The sequence below is a fragment of the Andreesenia angusta genome, from assembly GCF_001855385.1.
Taxonomy (GTDB): domain Bacteria; phylum Bacillota; class Clostridia; order Tissierellales; family Gottschalkiaceae; genus Andreesenia; species Andreesenia angusta.
The window spans coordinates 168,439-183,988 of sequence record NZ_MKIE01000001.1; the positions used below are offsets into that span (position 1 = coordinate 168,439).

General features: G+C 41.6%; 18 protein-coding genes and 1 pseudogene. 3 read left to right on the forward strand and 16 right to left on the reverse strand.

Features of this window, described 5'->3' with window-relative positions; translation table 11 throughout:
* Positions 1-160 precede the first annotated feature (160 nt).
* From EUAN_RS00820 to EUAN_RS00860, 11 genes and pseudogenes are all read right to left on the reverse strand, one after another.
* Positions 161-1,633 (reverse strand): alanine/glycine:cation symporter family protein, encoded by a 1,473-nt coding sequence (locus EUAN_RS00820; protein ID WP_071060682.1) that lies wholly within the window; start codon positions 1,631-1,633, stop codon positions 161-163.
* A gap of 147 nt (positions 1,634-1,780) precedes the next feature.
* Positions 1,781-2,620, reverse strand: coding sequence for a response regulator (locus tag EUAN_RS00825; protein ID WP_071060684.1), 840 nt, complete (start codon positions 2,618-2,620; stop codon positions 1,781-1,783).
* Positions 2,617-3,303 (reverse strand): sensor histidine kinase, encoded by a 687-nt coding sequence (locus EUAN_RS12730; protein ID WP_211266231.1) that lies wholly within the window; start codon positions 3,301-3,303, stop codon positions 2,617-2,619. The genes EUAN_RS00825 and EUAN_RS12730 overlap by 4 nt, the downstream gene beginning before the upstream one ends.
* A gap of 33 nt (positions 3,304-3,336) precedes the next feature.
* A complete protein-coding gene (locus tag EUAN_RS12735; RefSeq protein ID WP_211266232.1) occupies positions 3,337-3,894 on the reverse strand; it encodes a hypothetical protein in 558 nt (185 codons plus the stop codon).
* A gap of 97 nt (positions 3,895-3,991) precedes the next feature.
* Positions 3,992-4,309 (reverse strand): annotated as a pseudogene (locus EUAN_RS00835) (peroxiredoxin family protein); the annotation flags it as partial.
* A 12-nt stretch (positions 4,310-4,321) separates the two neighbouring features.
* Complete coding sequence (locus EUAN_RS13110) at positions 4,322-4,453, reverse strand: thioredoxin domain-containing protein (RefSeq protein WP_281182067.1); 132 nt, start codon at positions 4,451-4,453, stop codon at positions 4,322-4,324.
* Between the two features lie 14 nt (positions 4,454-4,467).
* A complete protein-coding gene (locus EUAN_RS00840; protein ID WP_071060688.1) occupies positions 4,468-4,914 on the reverse strand; it encodes a MarR family winged helix-turn-helix transcriptional regulator in 447 nt (148 codons plus the stop codon).
* Between the two features lies 1 nt (position 4,915).
* Complete coding sequence (locus EUAN_RS00845) at positions 4,916-5,758, reverse strand: nitroreductase family protein (protein WP_071060690.1); 843 nt, start codon at positions 5,756-5,758, stop codon at positions 4,916-4,918.
* Positions 5,759-5,907: 149 nt separating this feature from the next.
* A complete protein-coding gene (locus EUAN_RS00850; protein ID WP_071060692.1) occupies positions 5,908-6,609 on the reverse strand; it encodes a pirin family protein in 702 nt (233 codons plus the stop codon).
* 12 nt (positions 6,610-6,621) lie between these two features.
* Positions 6,622-7,227 (reverse strand): nitroreductase family protein, encoded by a 606-nt coding sequence (locus tag EUAN_RS00855; RefSeq protein WP_071060694.1) that lies wholly within the window; start codon positions 7,225-7,227, stop codon positions 6,622-6,624.
* 24 nt (positions 7,228-7,251) lie between these two features.
* The gene (locus EUAN_RS00860; protein ID WP_071060696.1) at positions 7,252-7,686 is read right to left on the reverse strand and encodes a MarR family winged helix-turn-helix transcriptional regulator; all 435 of its coding nucleotides are present in this window, start codon (positions 7,684-7,686) and stop codon (positions 7,252-7,254) included.
* 132 nt (positions 7,687-7,818) lie between these two features.
* Between EUAN_RS00860 and EUAN_RS00865 the strand changes: the two genes are divergently transcribed.
* Positions 7,819-8,622 carry an ion transporter gene (locus EUAN_RS00865; protein ID WP_211266233.1) on the forward strand — a complete coding sequence of 268 codons (804 nt, stop codon included), beginning with the start codon at positions 7,819-7,821 and terminating at the stop codon, positions 8,620-8,622.
* Between the two features lie 87 nt (positions 8,623-8,709).
* Positions 8,710-10,410, forward strand: a complete 1,701-nt coding sequence (locus EUAN_RS00870; RefSeq protein ID WP_071060698.1) for a methyl-accepting chemotaxis protein — start codon at positions 8,710-8,712, stop codon at positions 10,408-10,410.
* A 109-nt stretch (positions 10,411-10,519) separates the two neighbouring features.
* On the opposite strand, the gene EUAN_RS00875 is transcribed toward EUAN_RS00870, so the two are convergent.
* Positions 10,520-11,527: a YeiH family protein gene (locus tag EUAN_RS00875; protein WP_071060700.1), complete on the reverse strand. Its 1,008-nt coding sequence runs from the start codon at positions 11,525-11,527 to the stop codon at positions 10,520-10,522.
* Positions 11,528-11,638: 111 nt separating this feature from the next.
* Here EUAN_RS00875 and EUAN_RS00880 point away from each other — a divergent pair, with 111 nt between their 5' ends.
* Positions 11,639-12,547 (forward strand): LysR substrate-binding domain-containing protein, encoded by a 909-nt coding sequence (locus EUAN_RS00880; protein ID WP_071060702.1) that lies wholly within the window; start codon positions 11,639-11,641, stop codon positions 12,545-12,547.
* Here the strand turns inward: EUAN_RS00880 and EUAN_RS00885 are convergent.
* From EUAN_RS00885 to arsB, 4 genes are all read right to left on the reverse strand, one after another.
* Positions 12,542-13,315: an ABC transporter permease gene (locus EUAN_RS00885; RefSeq protein ID WP_071060704.1), complete on the reverse strand. Its 774-nt coding sequence runs from the start codon at positions 13,313-13,315 to the stop codon at positions 12,542-12,544. The two genes, EUAN_RS00880 and EUAN_RS00885, sit on opposite strands and share 6 nt — an antisense overlap.
* A 1-nt stretch (position 13,316) precedes the next feature.
* Positions 13,317-13,949 carry an ABC transporter ATP-binding protein gene (locus tag EUAN_RS00890; protein WP_071060705.1) on the reverse strand — a complete coding sequence of 211 codons (633 nt, stop codon included), beginning with the start codon at positions 13,947-13,949 and terminating at the stop codon, positions 13,317-13,319.
* 101 nt (positions 13,950-14,050) lie between these two features.
* The gene (locus EUAN_RS00895; RefSeq protein ID WP_071060707.1) at positions 14,051-14,461 is read right to left on the reverse strand and encodes an arsenate reductase/protein-tyrosine-phosphatase family protein; all 411 of its coding nucleotides are present in this window, start codon (positions 14,459-14,461) and stop codon (positions 14,051-14,053) included.
* Positions 14,458-15,534 carry an ACR3 family arsenite efflux transporter gene (gene arsB / locus EUAN_RS00900; protein WP_071060709.1) on the reverse strand — a complete coding sequence of 359 codons (1,077 nt, stop codon included), beginning with the start codon at positions 15,532-15,534 and terminating at the stop codon, positions 14,458-14,460. The genes EUAN_RS00895 and arsB overlap by 4 nt, the downstream gene beginning before the upstream one ends.
* Between the last annotated feature and the right edge of the window lie 16 nt (positions 15,535-15,550).

Consider the following 15,550-nt stretch of genomic DNA (forward strand, 5'->3'; position numbering starts at 1 on the left):
AAAAATCTAACACACAATAGAAAATTCCCCGTACTACTATTCTATCTAAAAAAAAATTTTCATGTAAGCAATTCTTTTTTAGCAAACCAAAAAGCCTATGCAAATATAGCATAGACTTTCTATGAAAACGTTGTCTTTTCAGCTTAAAAAAATATTTTGTCTACTTTATCATAGTAGTGCCTATTCCCTTTCTCAGCACCGGCTTTCTGCTCGTTTGCTCTTCCTCTGCCAGATCCTGATATTCGTAGTCCCAATGTACGTTTCCTTCTTTCACACAGTTGTCATAGTCGTCTAGTATCGCTCTTGTTTCCCTCGACAGCATGAATACAGCTATTATATTAGGTATTGCCATCAAGCCCATAAACAGATCTGCCAATTTCCACACAAAAGTAGCGTCTATCATAGTTCCAATTACAAGTGCTGTGAGTGCCAGCGCTTTGAATGTGTTTAGAGTCTTGGCTTTTGAGTTAAATACAAACTTCACGTTCGATTCCGCAAAGAAGTACCATCCTACTATTGTGGTAAGTGAAAAGAACGACAGGCATATAGAAAGAAACATACCTCCAAACGATCCAAATCCTGTTGCAAAGCCGTTTTGAGTCATAACGGTTGCGTTCTTAGTCATCTCTGCTGCTGACATTCCAACGTCGTAAGAACCGGATGTCATATTCACCATAACAGTTGAAAGACAGATGATAAAAGTCGATATAAGCACCCCTATCATTGCTGTGAACCCTTGTTCCGCCGGATGTGGAACATCTGCAACAGCATGAGAGTGAGGTGTGGATCCCATCCCAGCTTCGTTTGAAAAAAGCCCTCTGGCAAGTCCAAATCTAATAGTCTGCTGAACAGTGACTCCTAGCACTCCTCCTCCTATTGCTTCAGGTGAAAAAGCTCCAAGAAAAATGCTCTCAATTGCCGGTATCAGATTCCCGATATTCATAACCACTATAGCCGCACTTCCAGCTATATATAGTCCAGCCATAACAGGTATAACTTTTTCTGAAAAAGATGCTATCCTCTCCATTCCACCCATTAAGACGAAAGCCACTGTCACTGCAAGCACTGCTGTAGTCGCCACTACAGGAACTCCAAATGCGCTGCTGACAGACCCAGCCACCGAGTTAGACTGAACCATAACTCCAACTATACCGAGTGATATTATACACGTCACCGCAAAAAACATTGCCAAATTCTTGGACTTGAGACCATTTTTTATGTAGTAAGCAGGGCCTCCGGTGACTTCTCCATCTTTCGTCTCTCTGTACTTCTGTGATAAGACAGATTCGCTGAATATCGTCGCCATTCCAAAGAATGCAGATACTATCATCCAAAATGCTGCTCCTGGTCCTCCTGCTGCTATTGCCGTTGCAACCCCCACTATGTTTCCTGTACCAACCTGAGCCGCCACCGCAGTTGAAAGGGCCTGAAAAGGTGACATCTTTCCCTCCTCAACTGGTTTCTTCTTTACTATGTCTACTACCATCTTCTTTAGTGCCGGAAAAACTCTTGTGAATTGGAGAAACTTAAGCCTTATGGTCATAAATATCCCAACTCCTATAAGCCCAAATATCAACAAATAGTCCCATAAAATAGTGTTTAGAAAATCGACTGACCTCTCAAACATGTCCATAATTATCATCCTTTCTTTTTGTTGTTACGTAATTATAATTTTCGTCCTTCGAATTACTACTCCATGTTTCGCAAAGTAACAAAATTATGTTCCTTTTTAAAAACATAAGAGGCTAGATAAGCATTTCACTGCTATCTAGCCTCCTATTCATTCAGTCCTGCCTGAGTATATCAACCCATCAATAAACTTTTTTATGTTCACCTTGCCTCTTCTGTCTGACTTCCCACGAATATAGTCCATCTCTACTTTAAGCTGCTCAAAGCTGTAGAGCCCGCTTGAATACTCTGTAAATATCTCGTTCATATAGTCCTCTATTCCTATATTGGCCAAGTTGATCAGTCCAGTAGTAGCCGTTCTCCTTATTCTCTGCTCCATTGTCCTTGGACTGTCGCTGAACTTTGTGCAGAGCTCATTTACAGTATAGTCCGCCATGCTCTCTCCACTCTCCATCAAATAGCTAGCTAAGTTTATGATGTCCTGACTTCCCGACTCTCCTATAATGCCGATCCTCTGCATAACACGCTTGACTCCCTCTACGCTGCTTTCATTCTTCGATTTAAAGCCTTCATCTTTTTTGTCTTCAGAAAACAGGCTTTGAATTTGCACAAGCTTCTTCTTCATATCTATTTTCTCTTCAACCTTTTTTATCACATTCTCTATCTCGACTGCGTTCAGAGGCTTCGACACATAGTACTCTATTCCACTTTCATAGGCTTTGGCTATCATATCTTTAGACGAAACCTGGGATATCATAATGTAGTGAATATTTGGGTATACTGATTTCGCCTCTTTGATCAGACTTATTCCGTCTTTGGCCGGCATAAGCAGGTCTACAAGCACAATATCTGGCCTCAGTATCTTTATATCCTCTACTATGCTAGTGCTTTCTGTGGATCTTCCTACAACGTCCCCTAGCTTTCTGTCCATTATTATCTTTTCCAGTATTCTTATTATATTCTCATCATCTTCTACTATGAATATTTTCACAGTTTATCCCCCTCTATATAGGCTTTTGGAATAACTATGCGAAAAACAGTTCCTTCGCCATAGACTGAGCTTACGCTAACTTCTCCACCAAATTCCTCCTCCACTATCTTCTTGACTATAGAGAGCCCAAGCCCTCTGTTCACCTCTCCTGTATCGTAGTTTATCTTGGTCGAAAACCCCGGTGAAAACACATGATTAAGTCCGTCCTCGTCCAGACCTTCTCCATTGTCCGAAATCTCAAAGACATGCTTTTCTCTGTCCATACTGTGGTCTATGCTAATATGTCCACCTTGCTTAGATTCCGGAATCGCATCTATGCTGTTCATAATCAGGTTTCTAAACATGGACATAAGATAGTAGTGTTTGGAAGTGTAGAAATTGCATTCAGTGCTAAAGAAGAGCCTTATGTCTTTTTTAGATTCCTTTATCTCCCTTTTCATGGCCTCAAACAGTATGTTCACAATTTCCTTCAGCTTCATTCCTTCGTCTTTAAGCTCGCTTCTTGTAATCTCCTTTATACCCCGAATGGCCAGACTGTTCTCTTTTTTTATCTCATGTATGTCCCTTGCAATGTCAAGCGCCCTATCACCCCAGCTATCAGAGTCCTTTTTATCGTTGATTATCTCAAACAGATTATAAGACTTAGACATTATCTTCTCTATATTCTCTGTGTTCTTCTCCATCCAGTACATCTCTGTCTTGAGCTGTGAAGTAAGTCAAAGCAGTCTCTTGTATCGCTCTTCATGCTCTTCTTTCACAAGCAGCATACCGTAGTGCTTTGTCAAAATCAAAACTATCCACGAAATACTCGCCCTCACTATAGCCACCAACAGTAGTGTCGAGAAAATCTCTATTGTAAATGAGGCAGACCCCATATTGGTCCTTATAAGCAGCTCTACCAAGTTGGCTCCTAGGTCGCTTGTGGCCATGATAAAAAACATGGAGTTAACGCTCTTCTTCCCATATTTTTTGGTCAAAAGCATGTATATAACCCCATAGAAAGCGTAGAAAATAGTCTCTATTTGATAGGATAAGAACACATCGTCTAAGCTGCCATTTGTCAGAAAGTAAGATGCTATTCTGAGAAATGTGACCATAAGTCCAGAGAGTATAGCAGCTTGGACTGGCCTTAGTTCATCATTGTAAAACAGAAAAATTCCAAAGAATATTATACCTGCTGAGACTCTGAAGTCGGTGCTGTTTATCCCAATGTTGACTTGTGACGACAGCGCTACAAACATCGCCACAAACAGCATGTTTTTTAGCTTTTTCAATTCAAGCGCTCCTTTCCTTATGCTCTTAAGTATATCACTTCACTTGAAAAAGAAAAAAGCCTCTCTTTGCTCGAGAGAGGCTTTTTGGAGTAGTTCTCTATAGTTTTTTTATCAACTCCAGCATTTCTGCGCTTTCAGGTATGTCTTTCATGGAGTGCCCATAGTGAATGTATCTAAGTATGCCTTCCTTGTCTACAATCATCTGGGCCGGCATTCTGCCTAGCTTGAATATATTCACCTTCTGGCCGTAAAGCTTGAGTACGGAATGAGTTTCGTCTGGAATGCCGTGAAACTTGAGCTCGTTTTCTTCCCAGTATGATTTGAAGCTCTTCGCGTTTTCAGGCCCTATTGCCACTATCTCTGTATCTGACTCCACAAACTTATCGTAGTCCTGATGCAACTGCATCATATGCTTTCTGCAAAAAGGTCAAACAAACCCTCTATTCAGCACTATAAGCACATTGCTCTTGCCTTTGAAGCTGGAGAGCTTGAAAATTTCACCTCTATAGTCCGCTATCTCGAAATCTGGGGCTTCTCTATTGACTTCCACACTTGGCATCTGAATCATCTCCTTTAAGTACAGTCTTTGTTTAAGCCTTTTCTAAGCAGTTCATCTAATTGCATCTTCAAACTCAGAAGATTCTCTTCTTCTCCGCTAAATCTACAGAGTATATTTTCCGGCACCTCTATTATCTTATCCTTAAGCTCTCTTCCAGAGTCTGTGATTTCCACAATTACAACCCTGTCGTCTTCTTTGCTCCTATACTTTCTCACAATCCCTTTGGACTCAAGCTTTTTCAATACAGGTGTGAGCGTTCCAGAATCAAGGTATAGCCTATTCCCTAGCTCCTTGAATGTAATCTGCTCTTGCTCCCACATGACCATCATAGTTACATACTGTGTATAAGTCAGATCAAATGGATCTAAAAGAGGCTTGTACATCTTTATAACTTCCCTTGAAAGTGCATAAAGTGAAAAACAAAGCTGATTTTCCAGTTTCAGCACATCATATTTATCCATTTTAATCCCTCACCCATGAGAATACGTATTCCAAATTTTCTGGACTATCTATACCTGGATCCATATCGATTTCAAAGTGACCAACTATTCCCTTCTCGTTAACTGAAATGTCGAAATGCGCCGCAGCTATTCCCATGTCTATCCTCTGTATATCATACTCAAACCTATCACTGTAGCCCGGCTCCTTATCTTCATAGAAGTGAAGTGCTCCGTCCTTGATAACCACTCTCCACGGCTGCTTGTTAGATGCTGAAGGGCCAAGTCTAACCATCTCAAGTGCAAAAGCTAAGTCTCCTGCGGTTTCCTTAGAAAGCGCCGTACTAAAATCGTCCTTGTAGAATAGCTCGTTCCAGCTTTTCCTATGGTCTGCCTGGATCATCTTTCTCATCTCTATCTCCATTTCATGCTTATGGTCAGCTGCATAGCCATAAGGAGTTATTATCGGAAAGATTTCTCCATCTCCAACTTTCATGGCTTCTGCAAAGCCCTCTCTGTCAAAAGTCCCTCCTAGCCAGCAAGTTCCTATTCCAAGATGTGCAAGATACAGCACAAGTGATTCAAACTCATATCCTAGTGACTCTAGTGCCATCGATTCAAGTTTTATTGTCGTTCCTATATACTGCTTTGCTCCTTTTATAACTCCATAAGTCCCCAATTTCTCTTCATCTTCCATGTCCTGCTTGTCTAGGTAGTGAAAGTCGACCTTGCTTCCAAATGGATTACTCAGAGATTTTATGAAACTCTCTATGCTCCGCTTCTCAGCTTCACTTATCTCTTCTTCCTTGTAGTTTCTTACGCTATACCTCTTTGAAACTGCTTCTTCTACCGAAAAATCTATATTCATATTCTTTCATCTCCTCGCGCAATTTTAAATCAATTGTTCTAAATTATATTTTATTCAATTATTGTTGGTTTGTCAAATAGAAATATTTTTCTAAGCAAAAAAGACACCTCCCCTCAATTTTAGAGCCTCAGTGTCTTTTTTTTGAATACCTAAATTTCTTTTTTCATTTCAATCGCTATTATATGTGATTTCTCTTTAGCCTTTATTTTTACACTCTCTTCCACTATTTCAAGGGCATCTCTAGCTTCTAACTTTAGTCCGTTTATTTCAGATTCTCCCTCTACAAGCACCATATAGGCCTGACGGTCCTTTTCTACTCTGAATTCAATTTCCTTGCCTTTGCTGACCTCTGTTACATATATATTTGCATCCTGATTTATCTTTATAGGCCCTGGTCCATCATGACTTGAAACCAATTGCAGCCATCTGTCGTCCCTATCTTCCCAGGGGAATTCATAGTCTCCATACTGCGGTGCATGGCCCCTCTCGTCTGGCAGTATCCATATCTGCAAGAACCTAAGCATAGAGTCGCTGTAGTTGTGTTCACTATGATAGACGCCTGTCCCAGCACTCATATACTGGACATGACCCCGTTTCAGCTCTCTTTCATTCCCCATGCTGTCCTCATGGGTAAGCTTGGAGTCTACAACGTAAGATATTATTTCCATATCCCTGTGCGGATGAGTGTCGAACCCCGTACCTGGCTTGACCAGGTCATCGTTCAGTACTCTCAGCACTCCGAAGTTCATATTGTCTGGATTAGAGTATCCCGCGAACGAAAAGTGGAATATGCTCTTCAGCCATCCTAAATCGCTTTTACCCATATTTTTGCTTTGAATTTTTCTAAGCATTACACTCCCTCCTTATTTAGAGCCAAACACCTTGAGCTTCTTATCCGCTCCTAATATCTCCTTGTCTCCAGCTCCTTCTATAGGCTTTCCGAAAGGCATCTGCCCAATTATCTTCCACTTTGAAGGTATGCTCCACTCTTTTTTGACTTCTTGTTCTATAAGTTCATTGTAATGCTGTAGCGAAGCCCCGAGCCCTTCCACAGCAAGTGAAGTCCATATGTTGTATTGAAGCATTCCAGATGATTGATGCGACCATATAGGGAAATTGTCTTTGTACGTTTCAAAGCTGCTCTGAAGGTCTTCAATAATCTCGTAGTCTTCAAAGAATAGAAGCGTCCCATAGGCATTTCCAAACGAATCCAGCTTATCTTTTGTAGGCCCGAACTGATCTTCAGGCACTATTTGCCTTAGAGACTTTTCTGTAATATTCCAGAGCTTGTCATGCTCTTCTCCCAAGAGTATTACTACTCTTGAACTCTGCGAGTTGAACGCTGACGGTGTATAGTCAAGCGAGTATTCCACTATTTTCCTGATCTGCTCGTCACTTATTGTGGACTCCTTTGAAAGTGCATATATGCTTCTTCTCTTTTTCATAGCCTCGTAGTATTTGTTTTCCATTTTTTATTCCTCCTCATATTCCCTTTATTTTTCGCTTTTTTCTATAGAGTCTTTCAGCATGAAAAGCTCTTCTATTAATTTCTCTTTTGTTTTTTCGTCTACCTCACTAAACATTTTCTCTAGGTGAAGCTCATGCTTGGGAAATATTTCAGATATCAAACTTTTGCCGTCTTCAGTCAGCTCCACATAGTATTTCCTGGCATCTTCACTGCACTTTTCCCTGGTCACCAGCCTCTTCTGGCTTAGCTTGTCTAGTATATATGTTATAGTTCCGCTTGTGACCAGAATCTTTTCTGCAATCTGCTGAACAGGCTGTTTTCCTTTATGGTATAAAAACTCCAGTACCCCAAATTCACTTAAAGAAAGATTGTATGTCCTTAATCTCTTCTCTATTTTTCCAAATAACGCATTGTACGATCTAGACAATGCAATTACTAGCTTCAAGTTGTTACGATCCATTTTCAGCCTCCATAAATTTATCTTGATGTTAAGATAATTATACAACAGATTTATCTTGAATTCAAGATAAATCTAGAATTCTTGAAAAAGTCTTCTTTCTACTATAGAATGTTTCTAATTGGAGGGGTTTATTTGAAAAAGAAGCGTATATTCGAGATAATACAATCTAGCAAAAGAAGCGATTCAAAGAGCAATTTTTTCACTTTCGCTATACTTGCAGCTATCCTAATTAATTTAATCTTGGCCGTTTTTTTGACTTTTGACATATCTCAAAAATACAAGACCTACATATATGTTGTCGAGTTCTTAACAGTTCTCTTGTTCACTTTTGAATATGTGCTGAGGGTTTGGACTTCAGACTATCTCTATCCTGAAAAATCACGCTTGAACGCAGCATTGAAGTACATGCTTTCATTCTCTGGAATTATAGACTTCCTGTCGTTTTTCCCGTTCTACCTGCCGTTCTTGTTCCCTCATGGTGTAGTTGCATTCAGAATATTCAGAGTAGTTAGAATTCTCAGGCTTTTCAGAGTAAATCAATACTATGACTCTTTGAATGTGATATCAGAAGTACTTAGGAAGAAGAAGATGCAGCTGCTTTCATCCGTGTTTATAATATTCATACTTATGGTGGCTTCGTCCCTAATCATGTACGATGTAGAGCATAAAGCCCAGCCTGATGTTTTCACAGATGCCTTTTCAGGATTTTGGTGGGCGACTTCCACACTTCTGACAATAGGCTACGGGGATATCTATCCGCTGACCTATGCTGGCAGAGTCCTGGGGATAATCATAGCCTTTCTAGGTGTAGGTATGGTTGCAATTCCCACAGGTATACTTTCAGCTGGATTTGTGGAGCAGATGACCGAGATTCAAAAGTCAGAAGATAGAGACAAGAAATATTTTTGCCCTTACTGTGGAAAAAAGCTTGAGTAGAACGATTGACCGATACAGGACATGCAATTATACTTAATCTAGCGAATTTAATTTTTTAAGTGTTTGCATACAAAGGAGGATTTCTATTTGAAAATTTCATCGTTTTTAAAGCTAGCCGGAAGTGTTTTTATGGCACTTCTCTTGATGCTTGGAGTCAATCTGTATCTTATGAACCAGTCTTTTGACGAGCTTAAAGCTTCAAGCCAAAGACAAGTTGATTTTCTAACTCTAGGCCAACAGATAACCGATTCTTCGGACTATCTTACCGACAAGATAAAAAGCTATGTTGAAACCGGAGATAAGTCGCATTACGATAACTACTGGAAAGAGTTAAATGAAACAAAGACAATGGAGAAAGCTATTACAAAGCTTACTGAGCTTGGTGCGCTTAAAGAAGAGCTTGCACTTGTAGAGGAGTCTGTTGAAAATTCAGATGCTCTTGTAGTCACAGAGGAGAAAGCAATGGAAGCCGTTGCCAAGGGAGACCTAGAGCTGGCTAGAAGCCTTATATTCAGCGAAACTTACGAATCAGATAAGGCAATCATAGATAAGCCCATAGAAGATTTCAAATCCAAGTTGAACGAAAGGGCTTTATCAGAGCTTAAAGCCGCTGAAGATGCCGTATTTTTATCTATAGTCTTTATGGTAGCGCTTATAGTGATTTTGGCCATATTGGTCCTAGGTGTATTTGTTTTTATCACAAAAAAGGTCGGCAGTCTTAATGAAGTCGGTAAAATCCTTAAAGAGCTTGAAAGCAGCGGTGGAGATTTGACTGCAAGAGTCGATTTCAGCGGGAAAGACGAGATAGGAAGCATCAGCCAGTCTTTTAACAAGGTGCTTGAAAGCCTTCAAGGCATGTTGATATCTATAAGAGATGAGTCCGAACAAGTGCTCCAGGCTTCTGTCTCTCTATCTGGAGGTATGGAGTCTCTTGACGTCAGTATAGAAGAAATATCCGCTACAACAGAGGAAATCTCTGCCGGTATGGAAGAAACAGCAGCAGCCTCGGAAGAGATGAACGCCACTTCAGAGGAGATAGAGTCAGCTGTAGAGGCCATAGCCACTAAGGCCCAGGAAGGTGCTGTATCCGCCGGGGAGATTAGGGACCGTGCTGACTCCCTTAAATCCACAGCCATATCGTCTCAGAGAAAGGCTACAGAGATATATCAAAACACAAGAGCAGATCTCTTGTCTGCAATAGAGCAGTCAAAGTCTGTAGATAAAATCGGAGAACTTTCAGAGGCGATAATGGATATCACAGAACAGACAAATCTGCTTGCTCTAAACTCCGCCATAGAGGCTGCCAGAGCTGGAGAAGCCGGCAAGGGATTCGCTGTAGTTGCCGGAGAGATAAAAAAACTGGCTGACGACTCCAAGAACACAGCCCTGGAGATACAGAATATAATCGGAACTGTAGTGTCGTCTGTCCAAAATCTGGCCAACAGCTCACAGGAAATACTGGAGTTCATAAACAGCCAGGTGGTATCCGACTATGAAATGCTAGTTGAAACAGGCAACAAATACAGCGGAGATGCCGAGATGGTGGAAACTCTGGTGAACGAATTAAGCGCAACTAGCGAGGAGCTTCTGGCTTCTATCCACACGATGATTCGTTCAATAGGAGAGGTCACAAATGCCACAAACGACTCTGCTACAGGTATCACGGATATAGCGACAGGCTCTACCGAGATGCTTGGAATGTCTAAAAACATGGTTGATCAGATAGAGAAATCCAAGAAAAGTATAGAAAACCTCTTCACCAAAATAGACAATTTCAAACTTTCTTAATCTAGACAATTACTCTTTTTATACTACAAAGGCCAGCCCTTATTTTAAAATAGGGCTGGCCTTTATACGAAAATTTCTGGCTCTTTTCTGCCGCTTCCAAGTCCGTTAACTAAAAAAGAATAAATATAAGAACTGCGGCAAGCAAAACCTGAAATACCCCAACACTTGCGGCATAGACAGATATCTTTCCTCCTTGGCTTAAAAGGGAATTCAGGTTGACTTTCATGCCTATGCCTGCTAGTGCAACTACTTCTAGCTTTCCACTTATGAAGCTTAATGTCTCCGAAACTTCCTCTGAAATAATCCCCGCAGTGAACATAGAACACGTAATAAAGAACCCCACTATATACCAAGGCAGCTTTATATTCGAAAAGCCAAACCCACTGCCCTGAAGCTTCTCTTCGCCCTTGCCCCTTGATTTAAACGCACTGTAGCCAATGACCACAAATACAAGAAAAATGATTCTGACTATCTTGAATATCGTAGAGAGGCTTTTAACTTCTTCGTTTACCATGCTTCCACTGGCTATTACCTGTCCCACCGACTGAAGCACGCCTCCTATAAGAGAGGATGTCCTGTATGTCTCAAGTGAAAAAAGACTTTCTGCCAAAAGCGGAAGTATAAGCATAAGTACAGTTCCTGTTATATTCACTACTGTTATGCTGTTGCTCTTATCTTCGTCGTCTGCGTCTATAACTGGAGCTGTGGCTCCTATGGCAGACGAGCCGCATACTGCATTTCCGCTTGCCATAAGCAGGCTGAAGTTCTCTGAAAAGCCAAGCTTTCTTCCTATGAAAAAGGCCGCCAGTATCGTCGCTGTCATCTGAACTGCTATAAACAGAACCCCACTCGGGCCTATATCCATAACAGCTTGAAAACTCATAGTTCCTCCCAAAAGCACTATGCTGTAAGACAGCAGGTTTGACTCTGAAAAGCTCTTGCCCCTTTCGAAAACCTCTCCTCTCAGTACTGTATTTCCAAGCACAATTCCCAGTATTATAGATATGAATCCACCGCCTAAACTTGGAACATGCTCTCCTATTGCATTCCCAACGTACGCTGTTGCCATGCAAGCCCCAATCCCTGGAAGTATACTTGTGCGAGCTTCTAATTCCATATATGTCGCCTCCTACTCCCAGTATATTAGTGATATAATCATAAGTAAAATATATATATTAGATATTAATCATTAGTATTTATAATGATTGTTCTTTAGGAGGTCATCGAAATGCTTGAGGAGCTAAAAACACTTATAGCGGTGGTAGAGCTACAGAGCTTTACAAGGGCTGGGGAGAGCATAGGACTCTCTCAGCCAAGTGTAAGTCTTCATATAAAACACCTTGAACATCACTTTGAAACTGTGCTTGTACAGAGATCTGTGAAGCAGAAAAGTATCAATATAACGCCGCAAGGCAAGATGCTTTACGAAAAAGCCAAGAGCATATTCAATTTGCTGTCGGAAGCAGAGGAAGAGCTAAACGCTTATGAAAATCAAGTTTCAGGATCGCTTCACTTAGGCTGTAGCTTTACAATTGGAGAGTATTTTGTGCCTCATTTTCTGGGGATATTCCGTGAAAAATATCCTGACGTAGAGCTGCATATATCCATAGGTAATACTTCTAGCATATGCAAAAAAGTAGAGAGCTACGAGATAGACTTAGGGCTTGTGGAGGGAACTGTGGAAAGGGAAAAGCTCGACTGCTATGACTTTTACGAGGACAGTTTGACACTTGCGGTATCTAAAAAGAATACCCTATCCAGCATGAGCTTCGATGGCTGCAAGCGCTGTTTTGAGGAGCAGATGTGGATTGGAAGGGAGAGCGGTTCTGGAACCAAAGAGCATTTCGACTTCTTTCTGAGCTCGAATAAAATAGTTCCTAAAAAAATCATAGTTTTTGAAAGCAATTTCGCCATAAAAGAAGCTGTTAAACACAACCTAGGCATCACTTTCATATCTTCTCTTGTGCTTGAAAGTGAGCTGCAATCAGGAGAAATCGTAGCGATACCGACTCCTGACAGCTACACCCGCAGTTTTTCCTATGTGCTACCTAAAAACAGCAGACCTTCCAAACTTGCCTCTGTTTTTATAGAAATGCTGAAAGAGTATTCCCAAGACAAAAAAAGACCGATATTATAGCTGGCTCTGCTCGTTGAAGAAAGTCTTGTAGCCAAGCTGTACAAACAGCACTACGGTCAGAGCTACACTTCCCAGTATTCCAAGCATAATCGCAATCTGATACTCTATTGCCTGCACCGGGGATGTACCTGAAAGTATCTGCCCCGTCATCATGCCTGGAAGAAAGACTATACCCATCCCCACCATGGAGTTTATAGTCGGAAGAATGGCAGAGTCAAAAGCGCTGTCCACTATCTGCTTCGCCGCCATCTTAGGTGTAGCTCCGAGCATCAGTGCCCCTTCCACTAAATGCTTCTGCGACTGCATTCCATCGACTAGGCGATCGACCCCTAGTGAAATGCCCGTCATGGAGTTTCCTATCAGCATTCCAGCTATAGGGATAAAGTACTGTGGGTCGTACCAGGGAGATATTCGAACCACCACAAACAGGAAGTAGAGCAGACACGACACTGTCCCTGTAACCATTGAAAATGCGATTATTTTCTTGAGCTTGTATGAGATGTTCGACTTGCTTCTCCTTATTATATTGTATATAGAGAAAAGCTGCATAGCCACTAGAATCAGGACAGTGTAGACTGGAGATGGAGTCTCAAATATATAGACCAGCACATATCCTGTGATAATCAGCTGAAGCGTCATTCTGACAGAAGAGATCATTATCTCTTTCTCTCTCGGAATTCCCCTGAGCTTTACTATCACCATCAGAATCAAGACGAATACATATGCAGCTACCATCTGCCAAATCTGAAGATCTATTACGCCGTTCATATTATCCCTCCTCCGCTATTCTTCCATTTCTGATTTCAATTATATTGTCCGAGTAGTTCTTCGCTATTTTTTTCGAGTGAGTTACCATCACAAGGGTTTTCTTTTGCTCTTTTGTATACTCCACCAGCTTTCCGATTATAATTCTCTCAGTTTCTTCATCTAGCGCCGAGGATGGCTCGTCCAGCAAAAGCACCTCGGGCTCTAGAAGTATAACTCTCCCAAGCGCCAGCCTCTGCTTTTCACCGCCTGAAAGGTTTTCGCTCGATTCGTCCAAGCTTTTTTTAAGGCCCACTAGCTCCAGTACGCTTAAAAGCACGCTGTCGTCTGCCTCCGGCTTTTCCGAAAACTTAAGCCCTATCTGGAGATTGTCTCTTACCGTGCCTGAAAATATGGACGGAATCTGAGGAAGCATCACCACATTCCTTCTGAGCTCTACAGAGTCAATATTCTCTATATTTTCGCCCCTGTATTTCACTTCCCCGCTGTCGCAGCTTATAAGCTTGTTCAGAAGCCTTAGGAGAGTAGTCTTTCCACTTCCACTCTCTCCAACTATAGATGTGACTTTACCGTCCTCTATTTCCAGCTCGTCTATTTCCAAGATGTCTTTATACCTTACGTCTCTAAGTGAGAACATGTATTTCACGCTCCTTTCTACATCCTTTCAATATTATATCAAAAAAAGAGCCCTAGCTTTCTAGGACTCCATAAAGCGAATCTCTTGTCTTTTTCTATATTCTATATATCTATCTGTCCGTTTTTTATCCTCTTTGCTAGATCAAGCACTTTCTCTTCTATAGACTTGGCTGTCTTTGCAAATTCCTTGTCATCTTTTCCAGACGGATCCTCAAGCCCCCAATCCTCTGTATACTTTGAAGGTAGAAAAGGGCAGACTACGTTGCAGCCCATGGTCACCACTATGTCCAGCTCTGGGAGTTCCGTTATCAGCTTCGAGTGCTGTGTCTCGTTCATATCCACTCCGTATAGCTCAGATATGGTCCTGACTGCGTCCTGGTTTATCTCGTCTTTTATGGCAGTTCCACCTGAGTACGGCTCTATGTTTTCGCTTGCCACCAGTTTTGCTATGGCCTCGGCCATCTGGGACCTGCACGAGTTGTGCACGCATATAAATCCTACTTTTGCCTTCATATTTTCACCGCCTCTACATCAGACCCGTCTTCAGGGAACCAATGTCTCGTCTTGTTCACGAACTTCACCAGCATAAGCATTACAGGAACCTCGGTAAGTACCCCTACAGTAGTGACAAGTACAACCGGAGAATCTGTTCCGAAAAGCGTGATTGCAACTGCTACAGAGAGCTCAAAGAAATCAGAGGCTCCAATCAGAGCAGACGGTGCCGCTATCCTATGTGGCTGCTTTGTGAACTTGCACATGGCGTATGCAAATGCCGCTGTAATCACATTCTGCAGTATCAGAGGAACTGCAATCATAAGCACATAGAAAGGCTTGCTCAGGATTGCGTCTCCTTGGAATGAAAATATGATTACAAGCGTAGAAAGTAGCCCGACTATTGTTATGCTGTCAAACTTAGGGACAAAATTCTTGTTGAAGTACTCTATGCCCTTGTTTCTTATCATGAAAAATCTCGTAAGCGCTCCTGCGACTAGCGGGATAACTACAAAAAGTACTATTGAAAGAAAAAGAGTGTCCCAAGGCACTTGAATCTTTGTTATCCCCAGCAGGAATGAAACTATTGGAGCGAACAGCACAAGTATGATCAAGTCGTTCACTGTCACTTGAACAAGTGTATATGCTGGGTCTCCCTTGGTCAAGTTACTCCATACAAATACCATGGCGGTACAAGGAGCTGCACCCAGAAGGACTGCGCCCGCTACATACTGTCTCCCAAGCTCTAGTGGAATAAATGATTTGAACACCACGTAGAAGAAGAATGAAGCCAGTCCAAACATGAGAAACGGCTTTATAAGCCAACTTGTCCCGCTAGAGATAATTAGTCCCATTGGATTTTTACGCACATTCTTTATCGACTGGAAGTCAATCTTCATCATCATAGGGTAGATCATGATCCAAATTAAAATTGCTATTGGCATAGATACCTGTGCATACTCGAACTTCTCGAGGAATGCAGGCACTTCCGGGGCATATCTTCCTAAAAGGATCCCCGCAGCCATGCACAGGAGCACCCATATGCTCAGGTACTTCTCGAAGAAGCTGATGCCCTGTAATTTTTCTTTTCCCATTTTTATCACCTCTTAT

Excerpts from the sequence above, each read along its gene's own strand:
- arsB (WP_071060709.1), bottom strand. The coding sequence starts at position 15,534 with ATGGGAAAAGAAAAATTACAGGGCATCAGCTTCTTCGAGAAGTACCTG.
- EUAN_RS00820 (WP_071060682.1), bottom strand. The coding sequence starts at position 1,633 with ATGGACATGTTTGAGAGGTCAGTCGATTTTCTAAACACTATTTTATGG.
- EUAN_RS13110 (WP_281182067.1), bottom strand. The coding sequence starts at position 4,453 with ATGCCAAGTGTGGAAGTCAATAGAGAAGCCCCAGATTTCGAGATAGCG.
- EUAN_RS00885 (WP_071060704.1), bottom strand. The coding sequence starts at position 13,315 with ATGAACGGCGTAATAGATCTTCAGATTTGGCAGATGGTAGCTGCATAT.
- EUAN_RS00840 (WP_071060688.1), bottom strand. The coding sequence starts at position 4,914 with ATGGATAAATATGATGTGCTGAAACTGGAAAATCAGCTTTGTTTTTCA.
- EUAN_RS00875 (WP_071060700.1), bottom strand. The coding sequence starts at position 11,527 with ATGGAATTAGAAGCTCGCACAAGTATACTTCCAGGGATTGGGGCTTGC.
- EUAN_RS00890 (WP_071060705.1), bottom strand. The coding sequence starts at position 13,949 with ATGTTCTCACTTAGAGACGTAAGGTATAAAGACATCTTGGAAATAGAC.
- EUAN_RS00895 (WP_071060707.1), bottom strand. The coding sequence starts at position 14,461 with ATGAAGGCAAAAGTAGGATTTATATGCGTGCACAACTCGTGCAGGTCC.
- EUAN_RS12730 (WP_211266231.1), bottom strand. The coding sequence starts at position 3,303 with ATGGAGAAGAACACAGAGAATATAGAGAAGATAATGTCTAAGTCTTAT.
- EUAN_RS00880 (WP_071060702.1), top strand. The coding sequence starts at position 11,639 with ATGCTTGAGGAGCTAAAAACACTTATAGCGGTGGTAGAGCTACAGAGC.
- EUAN_RS00850 (WP_071060692.1), bottom strand. The coding sequence starts at position 6,609 with ATGCTTAGAAAAATTCAAAGCAAAAATATGGGTAAAAGCGATTTAGGA.
- EUAN_RS00855 (WP_071060694.1), bottom strand. The coding sequence starts at position 7,227 with ATGGAAAACAAATACTACGAGGCTATGAAAAAGAGAAGAAGCATATAT.
- EUAN_RS00845 (WP_071060690.1), bottom strand. The coding sequence starts at position 5,758 with ATGAATATAGATTTTTCGGTAGAAGAAGCAGTTTCAAAGAGGTATAGC.
- EUAN_RS00860 (WP_071060696.1), bottom strand. The coding sequence starts at position 7,686 with ATGGATCGTAACAACTTGAAGCTAGTAATTGCATTGTCTAGATCGTAC.